Annotated in this window: 10 protein-coding genes; 7 read left to right on the top strand and 3 right to left on the bottom strand. The window is 68.8% G+C overall.

Features of this window, described 5'->3' with window-relative positions:
- Positions 1-223 precede the first annotated feature (223 nt).
- Positions 224-1,780 carry an ABC-F family ATP-binding cassette domain-containing protein gene (locus E1261_RS11005; RefSeq protein ID WP_238176139.1) on the top strand — a complete coding sequence of 519 codons (1,557 nt, stop codon included), beginning with the start codon at positions 224-226 and terminating at the stop codon, positions 1,778-1,780.
- Between the two features lies 1 nt (position 1,781).
- Here E1261_RS11005 and E1261_RS11000 read toward each other — a convergent pair whose 3' ends face one another.
- Together E1261_RS11000 and E1261_RS10995 are read right to left on the bottom strand one after the other, a co-directional pair.
- The gene (locus tag E1261_RS11000) at positions 1,782-2,609 is read right to left on the bottom strand and encodes an NADPH-dependent oxidoreductase (protein WP_132405469.1); all 828 of its coding nucleotides are present in this window, start codon (positions 2,607-2,609) and stop codon (positions 1,782-1,784) included.
- Between the two features lie 93 nt (positions 2,610-2,702).
- Positions 2,703-3,452 carry a carbonic anhydrase family protein gene (locus E1261_RS10995; RefSeq protein ID WP_165952451.1) on the bottom strand — a complete coding sequence of 250 codons (750 nt, stop codon included), beginning with the start codon at positions 3,450-3,452 and terminating at the stop codon, positions 2,703-2,705.
- 220 nt (positions 3,453-3,672) lie between these two features.
- Here E1261_RS10995 and E1261_RS10990 point away from each other — a divergent pair, with 220 nt between their 5' ends.
- A complete protein-coding gene (locus E1261_RS10990) occupies positions 3,673-4,359 on the top strand; it encodes a class I SAM-dependent methyltransferase (protein ID WP_165952450.1) in 687 nt (228 codons plus the stop codon).
- Here the strand turns inward: E1261_RS10990 and E1261_RS10985 are convergent.
- Positions 4,337-5,182: an SDR family NAD(P)-dependent oxidoreductase gene (locus tag E1261_RS10985; protein WP_132405463.1), complete on the bottom strand. Its 846-nt coding sequence runs from the start codon at positions 5,180-5,182 to the stop codon at positions 4,337-4,339. The genes E1261_RS10990 and E1261_RS10985 overlap by 23 nt on opposite strands.
- A 147-nt stretch (positions 5,183-5,329) precedes the next feature.
- On the opposite strand from E1261_RS10985, the gene E1261_RS10980 reads away from it, so the two are divergent.
- The 5 genes from E1261_RS10980 to E1261_RS10960 all read left to right on the top strand — a co-directional run bounded on the left by E1261_RS10980 (position 5,330) and on the right by E1261_RS10960 (position 12,116).
- Positions 5,330-6,823, top strand: a complete 1,494-nt coding sequence (locus tag E1261_RS10980) for an alpha/beta hydrolase (protein WP_132405461.1) — start codon at positions 5,330-5,332, stop codon at positions 6,821-6,823.
- A complete protein-coding gene (locus E1261_RS10975; protein ID WP_238176138.1) occupies positions 6,820-7,962 on the top strand; it encodes a sensor histidine kinase in 1,143 nt (380 codons plus the stop codon). Before E1261_RS10980 ends, E1261_RS10975 begins: the two co-directional genes overlap by 4 nt.
- Entirely contained in the window at positions 7,959-8,606 is a 648-nt protein-coding gene (locus E1261_RS10970) for a response regulator (RefSeq protein WP_132405459.1), read from the top strand. The genes E1261_RS10975 and E1261_RS10970 overlap by 4 nt, the downstream gene beginning before the upstream one ends.
- Positions 8,607-8,636: 30 nt before the next feature.
- A complete protein-coding gene (locus E1261_RS10965; RefSeq protein WP_132405457.1) occupies positions 8,637-11,261 on the top strand; it encodes an ATP-binding protein in 2,625 nt (874 codons plus the stop codon).
- 72 nt (positions 11,262-11,333) lie between these two features.
- Entirely contained in the window at positions 11,334-12,116 is a 783-nt protein-coding gene (locus tag E1261_RS10960; RefSeq protein ID WP_132405455.1) for a hypothetical protein, read from the top strand.

The following is a 12,116-nucleotide window of genomic DNA, read 5'->3' as shown; positions in this document are numbered from 1 at the left end:
GCTTGGTAGGGTTTGGGGATGCACTATTTCTACTTCCTCTGACAGCTCGGACCCCGCGGCGCCTGATTGGGCTTGGCCGCGGTTCTTGTGTCCGCTGTTCACCCATGTCATCGAACCTTGGCAGAGCTCTGTCCGGGTTCGCTTCGGAGGAAGTATGTCTAGCGTTACTACTGTTGTATCTACGCGTGCCCGGGCGCATCTGACGGCTAGTGGGGTTCGGATTGTGCGGGGCGGGCATGCCGTTCTGCAGGGTGTGGATCTGACCGTGTCGGCTGGGGATCGGCTCGGGGTGGTTGGGGAGAACGGGCGTGGGAAGACCACGTTGCTTCAGATTCTGGCCGGGCGTCTCGTTCCCGATGCGGGTGAAGTACGGCGTACTGGTGGGATCGGGATTGCTGATCAGGAGATGCCGGTCGGTGATGACCGGACTGTCGGCGATCTGATCGATGTCGAGTTGAGCGATGTGCGGGCTGCGTTGGCGGGGTTCGATGGTGCGGCTGCGGCGCTGGCTGAGCAGCGGGCGGGCGCGGAGGATCAGTACGCCGACGCGCTCGCGGTGGCTGAGGCATTGGACGCGTGGGACGCCGATCGGCGGGTTGATGTCGCGCTTGCGGCGTTGGGTGCGGTTGATGATCGGAGTCGGGTGTTGTCGACGCTGTCGGTCGGGCAGCGGTATCGGATCCGGCTGGCTTGTCTGCTTGGTGCCGGACACGAACTGCTGTTGCTCGACGAGCCCACCAACCATCTGGATGCGGGCGGTCTCGCGTACCTGACCGCACAGTTGCAGGCGCATCCCGGCGGCGTGGTTCTGGTCAGCCACGATCGTGCGCTGCTGTCGGATGTCGCCACGGCGATTCTCGATCTGGATCCGACGAGCGATGACCTGCCTCGCACGTACGGCGGTGGCTATCGCGGGTACCGGGATGGCCGGGCGGCTGAGCGTGAGCGGTGGGAGGACGAGTACCGCACTCAGGTTGCCGAGCGTCAGCAGCTCGCCAACGATCTGTCGACTGCACAGAACCGGTTGTCCACCGGTTGGCGTCCGCCCAAAGGAACCGGCAAGCACGCACGGGCTACTCGTGCGCCTGCGCTGGTGCGTGCGGTGCATCGTCGGCAGGAGGATCTCGACGCGCATGTGATCGCGGTTCCGCGGCCGCCGATGCGGTTTCGGATGCCGGAGCTGGGTTCGCGGCCAGGCGCGACGCTGGTGCAGGTCACCGATGCGGGGGTGCCGGGTCGGCTCGAACCGGTCGGGTCGGTGCTGCTTCAGTCGGGTGATCGGCTCGTCGTGACCGGTCCGAATGGGGCTGGGAAGTCGACACTGCTATCGCTTCTGGCGGGGCGGTTGCCTCCAGCAACGGGTGTGGTTCAGCACGGGCCGAATGTGCGGATCGGGTTGCTGAGTCAGGAGTCGCCGGAAGCGTCCGCTCGCCGGGCCTATGAGGTGTACGACGCAGCGGTCGGCCGGCTGGTCAGTACGGGGAAGCTTGCCGAGTCCGAGCAGGTGTCGCTGAGCGAACTCGGGCTGCTGGGTTCGCGGGAGGCGTCCCGGCCGATCGGTGAGCTGTCGATCGGGCAGCAGCGCCGCCTGGATCTGGCGATGCTGCTCGCCGCCCGGCCGCACGTCGTACTGCTGGACGAGCCGACCAACCACCTGTCGATCGCCCTGGTCGACGAGCTCACCGAGGCACTGCGGATCACACCGGCCGCAGTCGTCATCGCCACCCACGACCGCCAACTCCTCCGCGACCTAAAGGACTGGCCGGAGCTACGCCTATAGATCAGCGGAGCTGAAAGCCTTGGGCCAACAGAGCCTCGCGAAGATGCTCGCGGCCTTTCAGTCCTGCGACCGTGCCGAACCGATGGGCTACTCGTTGCGCCCAGCCCTCGGGGAGGCCGGCCGCGGCGTAGAAGGTGTTGAGCACGTCCTCGTAGGTCTCCACGTGAGGCTTCTGCGGATCCAGCGAGTACTGCTCGCGGTGCAGCACGGCCTCCTGCGGCAGGCGCGGTTTGACCGCGGTCTCGTCGAGCCTGTCCGGGTGGCCGACCGTCAGACCGAAGACGGGGAACACGTTCGGCGGCAAGCCGAGCTCCGCGGCCACCTCGAGCGGCCGGTTGCGGATGGCACCGACAAACACCGTGCCCAGCCCCAGGGACTCGGCCGCCAGCGACGCGTTCTGCGCGGCCAACGCGACGTCGACGAAGGACAGCAGCGCCGCCTCGACGAAGTCCGCACCCTCAGCGGTCGGCGCCCCGGCATTCGACGTTATCTGCCGCGCCCGGGCCAGATCCGCCAGCCACACAAGGAAAAGCGGCGCCTGCGCGATGAAGCCCTGCTCACCAGCCAGTACGGCGAGCCGCCGCCGGCGCGCGTCGTCCCGGACCGCCACCACGCTCCACAGCTGCAGGTTCCCCGAAGTGGGAGCCGATTGGGCGGCAGCGATCAGCGCGGACAGGGTCTCGTCCGACACCTCGTCGTCCGGCCGATACCGTCGTACCGATCGATGCGACAACTGCTGCGCGAGGACCTCGGTCCACTCAGCCGGCGGCTCGACCACGGTCGGTGCGCCGTAGCGCAACCGGTACGACGTCTCCGGTGACACGGTCACAGGCTTCTCCTCCTCGGTTGTCCACCAATCTAGAAGACATTGGCTTGCGGGGAAGCCTGTCTCAGAACGTGGTGGACAACCAGAGGATGTCAGTTAGTGCTGGGGGCGGTACTTGACGGTCCGCCCGTTCAGCGCCTGCAACGGGCGGCTGTCGCCGTCCGGGAAGCGGGACTGGAAGTGGGCCAGCGAGGAGGCCTTGATCTCGCGGACGTGGTTGAGCACCAGCCAGGACACCGGCTCCGAGTACGGCGAGGTCGTCAGCGAACCGTCGTACCGGAAGGTCGAGAGGTCGGACGGGAGGGCTGCGGCCAGGTTGGCGGCGTGCAGGTGGACGTCCTCGGCGCACTCCTCGGGAACAGTCGCCAGGGCCTGGTCCTGGAGGGTGCCGCCGTGGCCGCCAGTCTTGATGAACTGGCCGATCACCAGCTTCTCGCCGTTCGGGCCGAGGTGCACCCAGTGCTGTTCGAGCGGGAACTGGTGACCGTCGAGGCGGTGCTCGGACCGGGTGTGGAAGTGGAAGTTGGCCAGGTTGTAGCGGACGCCGGCGAGCGTCACCCACGCGGCGCCCTCGGGGATCTCGGCCAGCACGGTCTCTTCGGCCGTGCGGTGCTCGCAGCCGTCCGGCTGGCTCTGGTCCTTGCTCTCGTAACGGATCTCGAGATCGAGCGAGTGCGGGTAGTGCACGTGCAGTGCGGGCAGATGGGGACTCACGACAGCACCATGGCGGTGGATGTCGATCGGGCTCTGGTGTGGGGTGGAGGCGGTCGCTCTGCTGATCAGGGCTGGGGACGCGATCGCGGCAGCAGCAGCTGGTACGGCGAAAAGAACGGAACGCCGGGTCAAACCGGGCATTGAATGTACTCCGAACTGTGACAGAAGGGACCGGCCTCATCCGGTCACCTCCAGCAGTATCTGCCTGGCCTCCGACGAGGACGACAACACCCCCGGTTTCGAGCCCCTCGGGCTGCCCGAAGGGGACGTCGTCGGGTCCGTCCGGTCCACTCCCGGCAGCCGTCGCGCGACCGGTGCCAGACTCGATGCATCAGGCAACGAGGGGGACGGTATGGAGACGTACGCGACGCTGGCGGGCCGTTACGACCAATGGAATCTGTCCGTCGCCGGCCAGTTCCAGCAGGACGTCGTACTCGCGGAGGTCGGTGGGCTGGCCGGGCGGACCGTGCTCGACGTGGGCTGCGGGACCGGTTTCTACAGCCGGTTGTGGGCCGCGCAAGGAGCCGACCGGGTGGTCGGGGTCGACCTGTCCGAAGAGATGATCGCGATCGCCGAGTCGGTACCCGGCGAGATCGAGTACCTGCTCGGCGATGCGACGCGCGGCGCGCAGGACGGCCGGTTCGACCTGGTCACCGCGATGTGGCTGGTGAACCATGCGGAGACGCGGGCCGACCTGGACGCCATGCTCAAGGGATTCGCGGTCGCCGGTGACGACCTCTTGCTGGTGACCGCCAACGCCGACGCCGACTGGGACGTGCTCAGCACGCAGAACCCGCAGTACGGCGTGCAGCAGCACCCGAACGGGCCTGCCGTGGACGGACGCCAGCCCTACGAGGCCACGATCTTCTACATCGGCGGCAGCTTCAGCTTCCAGTCCGGTAGCTGGGCGACCGACGTACTGATCGAGGGCCTGCACGCCGCCGGCTACGACACCGTACGGCGGATCGTGCCGGGTGGGCGGGATGTCCCGACCGAGCTGGCGGACAAGCCCCCGTTCATGATCCTGCGGGCCAGCTGAACGCCGGATCGCGAAGGTAGTCGTCGCGCCGGAACTCGAGCGCCATCCGCACCATGTCGTGCGCGCCGTTCCCGATGATCTTGCGGAGCGGCGGCTCCGGCTCATCGAGGAGCGCCAGCAGGGCCTGCGCGGCGACCGCGGGTGACTCGTCGGTGGACGGCCCAGCCGCCGTAACGTCCTCCGGCGTCGGGTAGCCCGGCATCCCGAGGATCCCTTCACGAGTGCCGTCGTACGCCGAGTTCGCCGTGGTGAAGCGCATACTCGAGCCGGCCCAGTCGGTGGCGAAGCCGCCGAGCTGCAGCAGGTGGACGTCGATCCCGAACGGCGCGACCTCCGCGGCGAGCGCCGAGCTCATGCCTTCGAGCGCCCACTTCGTTGCGTTGTAGGCACCGAACAACGGCAGGTGGCCGACTGCGCCGACACTCGAGACCTGGATGATCCGGCCCGATCCGCGCGCCCTCAGATGCGGAAGCACAGCCTGCGTAACCCAGATTGCACCGAAGAGGTTGACGTCGAACTGCGCCCGGATCTCCTCCTCGGACAGCTCCTCGATCGCCCCGACCAGCCCGTAGCCCGCGTTGTTCACCACGACATCCGGCGTACCGACGGTCTCGACGATGTCCGCCACCACGCGGCTCACCTCAGCTGCCGACGCGACATCCAACGCACGCGGGACCAGGCGATCGCCGTACTGCTTCACGAGGTCGTCCAGTACGCCGTCCTGGCGGATCGTCGCGACCACCCGATCACCACGCTCGAGCGCCGCCTCGGTGAACGCCCGGCCCAGCCCACGCCCAGCGCCGGTGATTAACCACAGTGCCATCTCGTCTGCCTCCCTTGAATTCCAACGACACGAACCGTATCGCCTCGTACTTTTGGCCGGTGCAGAAGTAGCCGCGCGTGCGATGTGGCAGCGCAGTCCGCTCGGAAGAGTAAGGGCTGTCCACATCGAGCTCGGGAGGAATTCGAGATGCGGAAGACCTTGGCCCTGGCCGTTGCCGCCGCCACCGTGGTGACGGCACTGGTCCCCGGTACGTCGCAGGCAGAATCGTCGAATGAGTTGAAGTGGGGCGCGTGCCCGGCAGATGTCTCGCCGGGGATACCCGTTCCACCGGGAATGCAGTGCACGACCCTGAAAGTACCGCTCGACTACCGCAATCCGTCCGGCCGGAAGATCGACATCGCGGTCTCCCGACTGGCCAGCAAGAAGCCGGACCAACGGCGCGGGGTGCTGCTGGTCAACCCCGGCGGACCCAGCGCCGGCCTCGGCTATCCGGCCACCCTCGTGGCCGCCAAGCTGCCGCAGAGCGTGCTCGACAGTTATGACGTGATCGGGTTCGATCCGCGCGGGATCGGGCACAGTACGCCGGTGACCTGCGACCTGACCGCGGAACAGCAGCTCTACGGCAACATCCCGCCGTACGCGAAGTCCGCGGCCGATGTCGCCAAGCGGGCGGCCGACGTGCAGCAGATCGCCAAGCAGTGCTGGAGTTCGAAGACCTCCGCGCTGCTCCCCCATATCTCGACCGCCAACACCGCGCGCGACATGGACCAGATCCGCAGCGCACTGGGTGAAGCGAAGGCGTCGTACCTCGGTGCTTCGTGGGGGACGCACCTCGGAGCGGTCTACACGACGCTGTTCCCGGAGCGCAGCGACCGGATCGTGCTCGACAGCAATCTCCCGCCGGGCGGCTGGGACTACCCCAGCGAGCGGCTGTGGTCGCAGGGTGTCGAGGATCGGCTGCCGGACTTTGCGGCGTACCTCGCGGCCAACTTCCGTGAGTACGGGCTGGGCCGGACGCCGGCCCAGGTCACCACGAAGTACCACCAGCTTGCGGCACGACTGGACAAGAAGCCGGTGGTGGCGCCCGACGCCACGTACGACGGAGCCATGCTCCGGCTGATCACGTTCGCCTACCTGTACGGCGCCGCGCAGATGCCGGTGCTCGCCGAGCTGTGGAAGTCGTTGGATGCGAACCAGCCGCCGCCTCCGCCACCCGGCAGCGCCACGAGTGTCGCTGAGGGCGCCGACCAGCTCATCTCGGGGCGGTACGCGATCATCTGCAACGACTCGCGCTGGCCCACCTCGGTGCAGACCTACCAGCGCGCTGTGGCCGTCGATCGGGTTCGCTACCCGCTGTTCGGTGCGGCCGGGGCCAACATCCAGCCGTGCGCCTACTGGCCGGACGCGCCCGAGGCACCCGTCCGCGTCAGCGACAACGGTCCGGCTAACGTGCTGATGGTGCAGAACCTCCGCGACCCCGCCACTCCCCTGGCCGCCGCCCAGCAGATGCGGCAGGCTCTGGGCCGGCGGGCCACGATGGTCACGGCCGATGAAGGCGGTCACGGCGTCTACCTGTTCGGCCGCAACCGGTGCGCGAACTATCCGGTGACGACGTTCCTGACCACCGGCGTCCGCCCGGCGCACGACTACGCCTGCTCGGCAGCGGCGGCGCCTCGGTGACACGCTCCCGAGCCCTGATGATCGCCGAGATCGCACTCGTCGTCGGCCTGAACCTCGACGAAGCGGTCCGGCGGATCATCCTGGACGAGACCCAGCCCGGCGAGATTCTCTACTACTCGTCGGGCGCGGTGATCAGCGCGCTCGCGCTGCTGCGCCGTCGCTACCCCGAGCGGATCGGGCAGTTCGCGGCGGCCGCGATCGCCATCTCGTTGCTGTGCAGCGGAATCGGCGTGCTCGGTACGCCGGCCGCGCCGCTGGCCGGCGACTGCGAGGTGACGGGGCTGGCGCTCCTGATCGGGGCGTGCTGCCATCGGCTCGCCTCCCTTCGGGCGGGCGCGCTCGCCGTACTCGGTGGGCTGGCGATGGTCGTCGGGCCCCTGCTGCGGTACGGCGACGACCAGCCGAGGCTCACTGTCGCTATCTTCTGGGCGATCCTGTGGGGTATCGCGCTGGCAGTCGGGTTGATGCTGCGCGACAGCGTCACCCGCCGCGAGGCCGCCCTGGCCGCCGCCCGGAACCGCGAGCGGCTCGCCCTGGCCCGCGAGCTGCACGACCTCGTGGCGCATCACATCACCGGTGTGGTCGTCCGCGCCCAGGCAGCGCAGGTGGTGCTTGCCGACAGCACCGAACACGAGATGCTCGGCGAGATCGAGCAGGCCGGTTCCGAAGCGCTGGCAGCGGTACGACGATTGGTCGGCGTACTGCGTAGTCCGGAGGATGCCGCGCAGATCACGACCGGCGGTCTGGTGGAGGCGATCGAGTCCGTTGTCGATGGCAAAGATCAGGTCGTACTCGAGCTGGCTCCCGGCCTCGCCGAGCTGGCCGTGCCTCCGGCAACTGTCTCGACGGTCCACCGCGTCGTCCTGGAGTCGTTGACCAATGTCACCAAACATGCACCCGAGGCTCGGCACGTGATGGTCGCAGTCGTTGTCGAGGACAACCAACTGCGGGTCGCGATCGGCAACGACGGGGTCGCCCGCGCCCGGCGGCAGAATCGACTCCCTCAGGCAGGCGGTTACGGACTGATCGGAATGCGCGAGCGGATCGAGGCGTTAGGCGGGAGACTGACCGCCGGACCGTACGGCGAGCGTGGTTGGCGGGTGCTCGCCGAGCTTCCCCTGCCGAAGGAGAGTTCGTGACATTGCGCGTGCTGCTGGCTGATGACCAGGCTCTGGTGCGGACCGGGTTCCGGCTGATCCTGGAGCGTGAACCCGGGGTCGAGGTGGTCGGTGAGGCGGCGGACGGCAAGCAGGCCGTTGCCCTTGCCCAGGAGCTGCGGCCGGACGTGACGCTGATGGACATCCGGATGCCGCTCGTCGACGGCCTGGCCGCGACCCGGATCCTGGCCGGTCCGGAAGTCGCCGACCCGCTGCGGGTGCTGGTCGTGACGACGTTCGATCTGGACGAGCTGGTGCACGAGGCTCTCCGGGCCGGTGCCTGTGGGTTCCTGCTGAAGGACGCCGGTCCGCGGCTGCTGGTCGAGGCCGTGCACGCGGCGGCGAACGGCGAGTCGCTGGTGTCCCCGTCGATCACCACCCGACTGCTGGCCCAGTTCAGCGGACCGAGCGGGAAGGCGCGAACCGCCGTACCGGCGCTGACCCAGCGCGAACTCGACGTCACGATGGCCGTGGCCCGCGGCCGGACGAACGCCGAGATCAGCAAGGAGCTGATGATCTCGCTATCGACGGTGAAGTCGCACTTGACCGCAATCCAGCGGAAGATCACTGCCCGCAACCGGACCGAGGTCGCCGTCTGGGCCTGGGAATCGGGGCTGGTCCGTTAGATCTTCACAATCGGTCAGTACGATGCCCAGGTGGTCAGTGCAGAGCTCGTAGGACGCGGTCCGGAGAGCGCTGAGCTGGACCGCTTGGTCGAGGCAGCCCGCAGCGGCCGCAGCGCGGTCCTCGTACTGCGGGGTGAGCCCGGCGTCGGCAAGACGGCGTTGCTGGAGGCAATGGAGGCGCGCACCAGCGGTTGCGCGTTCACCCGGACGGCCGGGGTCGAGGCCGAGATGGAGCTCGCGTACGCCGGTCTGTATCCGCTCTGCCAGCCCTTCCTGGAACACCGCGACCGACTGCCGGCTCCGCTGGCCGAAGCCCTCGGTACGGCGTTCGGCCTGGTCAGCGGGCCGACGCCGGACAAGTTCCTGATCGGGCTGGCGGTCCTGAACCTCTTCGCCGACGCGGCCGCCGACCAGCCGCTCGTCTGCGTGATCGACGACGCGCAGTGGCTCGACAAGATGTCCGAACGCATCCTCGCCTTCGTGGCCCGCCGCCTGAACGCCGAGTCTGTCGTCATGGTCATTGCCGTCCGCAACGGCTTCGATCACGGGTTCACCGGACTGCCTGAGCTGGAGATCGGCGGCCTGGATCGCGCCGACGCCCAGACCCTGCTGGAGACGACCGTCCCCGGGCTGATGGATTCGCGGGTCAAGGACCGGATCGTCGCCGAGGCGCAGGGCAATCCGCTCGCGCTGCTGGAGCTCCCCCACACCGAGACCGGGCGGCCCAATGGATCCGGCCGGACCGCGCTGATCGAGGAGAGCTTCGAACAGCGGCTGGACGCGTTGCCGACCGCTGCCCGGCAGCTCCTGACCTTGGCCGCGGCCGAGCCGCTCGGCGATCCGACCCTGCTCTGGCGCGCCGCCGAGCGACTGGGGCTCGGCGCCGACGCAGCCACGGCCGCACTCGAGTCGGGGCTGATCACCTTCGGCACCCACATCCGATTCCGGCATCCGCTGGTCCGATCGACGGCGTACCGGACTGCGGCCGCATCCGATCTGCAGGCCGCTCATCTGGCGCTGGCCGAGGTGACCGATCCGGATCTCGACCCGGCCCGTCGCGCCTGGCATCGCGCGCAGGCAGCTCCGCTCCCCGACGAGGAGGTCGCCTCCGAACTCGAACGGTCCGCGGCCGGCGTCCGGGAGCGCGGCGGGCATTTCGCCGCCGGCGCGTTCCTCGAGCGAGCGGTCGAGCTGACCCTCGATCCCGATCTGCGGGCCGAGCGCCTACTCGCCGCCGCGACCGCGCGGTCTGCGGGTGGCGCGCTCGACACCGCGCTCGGTCTTCTCGACCAGTTGCAGAACGGTCCGCCGGACGAGCTCCGATCGGCGCTGGCTCAGCGGTTGCGCGGTCAGATCCAGTTCGATCAAGGCCGTAACCGCGAGGCGGCCGCCACCCTCCTCGACGCCGCGGGGCAGCTCGAACCGCTCAAACCCGACCTCGCCCAGAGCACCCAGCTCGCCGCCCTGACCGCAGCCATCTGGGCGGCCGGACGCGATTCGACCGGAATCGTCGCGGAGGCGGCCAACGCCGTACCGTCACCGATCGGCTCGGGTGCCCCGGAGCTCCTGCACGCGCTCGCCGCGCGGTTCACCCGTGGCTATGTCGCGGCAGCGCCGGGGCTGGCCAAGGCGATCGCGACCGAGCTGCGGGATCACACCGACCAGCCGACCGGGCACCTGGCCAGCGGCATCATCGCGATCGACCTGTGGGACCTCGAGAGCGCCCGCAGGCTGGTCGCCCGCCAGGAACGGCTCGCCCGGCAGACCGGCGCCTTGCTGCGCCTGCAGTTCGCGCTGGACTTCGGCGCGGCTCTGCGTTGCCTGTCGGGTGAACTCGACGAGGCGGCCCGGATGGTCGACGAACAACGCCGGATCGCGGTGGCCACCGGCAACCAATCGGTCGAGTACGGCGGCCTGCTGGTCACCGCCTTCCGCGGCACCGAGGTGACCGGCACCGGAGCAGGTGTCCTCGTCCGGTATGCCCAGGCCGTGCTGAACAACGGGCTCGGTCGCTACGACCTCGCCCGGGACGCAGCACAGTGGATCTTCGAGCAGGACATCATCGGGTACGGCGCTCTGATCGCGGGCGAGCTGGGTGAAGCCGCATCCCGGACCGGCGACAGCAAGCTGGTCGAGTCCACCCTCACCTGGCTGAGCGAGCGGGCGACCGCCGTACCGACTGACTGGAGTCGTGGGATCGAGGCCCGGGTGCGGGCTCTCCGGGACGCGGACGAAGCGGCGTACCGGGTTTCGATCGAGTGCCTCGACCGGACCAGCCTGCAGGGTGAGGCCGCGCGCAGCAGACTCCTGTACGGCGAATGGTTGCGTCGCGAGGGTCGTCGCGCCGACGCCCGCGGCGAGCTGCGGACGGCGTACGACGCCCTGACCGCGCTGGGGCTCGGCGCCTTCGCGGAGCGGGCGCGGCACGAGCTGCTCGCAACCGGGGAGACGGTCCGGAAGCGCTCGGTCGAGACGGTGAACGACCTGACCACGCAGGAGGCGCAGATCGCCGGGCTGGCCCGCGACGGCCTGACCAACCCCGAGATCGCCGCGCAACTGTTCCTCAGCCCGCGAACCGTCGAGTGGCACCTCCGGAAGACCTTCGCAAAACTCGGCATCACCTCCCGCCGCCAACTGCGAGACACCCTGCGCTAGTTCTGGTCTAGTGGGTGACCTCGCCGCGTGGTCGAATCATCAACCTTGATTCGATCCCTGGGAGGGACCCTCGTGAAAAACTTCCGCCTGGCGGCGGTGCTGGCTGCCACCGGCCTGCTCATACCCCTGCTTGCCACCGCTCCGGCCGCTGCCGCGACAACCAAGTTCCACGCCTGGATCACCTGTGACCCGGCCACGAACGCGATCCGCACCGGCATCACCGGAGTGGGCGGCGTCGCGGCCAACTGGCCGGTCACCGTCGACTTCAAGGTCGAGTCCGGCTACTCCGCGACGGCGACGACCTCGGCCAGGATCCCGGCCTTCGGTACGACGACCACCGTGGCCGGCAAGTCGGACGCGAACGGCGACCTGACCGTCGCGGGCTACCAGCGCAGCTTCCCGATCAGCAGCAACCTCTTCTACACCGAGAAGGTCGTCGCGACCGTCAAGAACCTGTCCGGCGATGTCCTCGCCGAGCGGTCCGCGTCCTGCGCCTACGACACCCGGACGACCGTCACGTTGACCTGTGACCGCGACGCGAAGACCGTCACGGCCCGGGCCGAAGGAGTCCAGTACAACGAACCGCAGCAGCAGGCGATGGAGCTCAAGTACGAGTACGGCAGCGTCGCCAAGAGCAGCACCGGCGAGCCCGTGTTCGGCACCGCGCGCTACCTGCGGACAACCCACTACCAGTCCGCGGTCAACGGCAGCTTCAGCGACCTCGGCTGGACCGACACCGTGCCGGAACTCCAGCCGGGCATCTCTCTGGAGCGCACCGTCTGGGTGACGGTCAGGTCGCCGCACACCGGCCGGACACTCGGCTTCGGTACGGCGACCTGCGTGTGGGCGTCCTAG

Source organism: Kribbella albertanoniae (assembly GCF_004348455.1).
GTDB classification, from domain to species: Bacteria; Actinomycetota; Actinomycetes; order Propionibacteriales; family Kribbellaceae; genus Kribbella; species Kribbella albertanoniae.
This window is presented reverse-complemented; position numbering and strand designations above follow the sequence as displayed.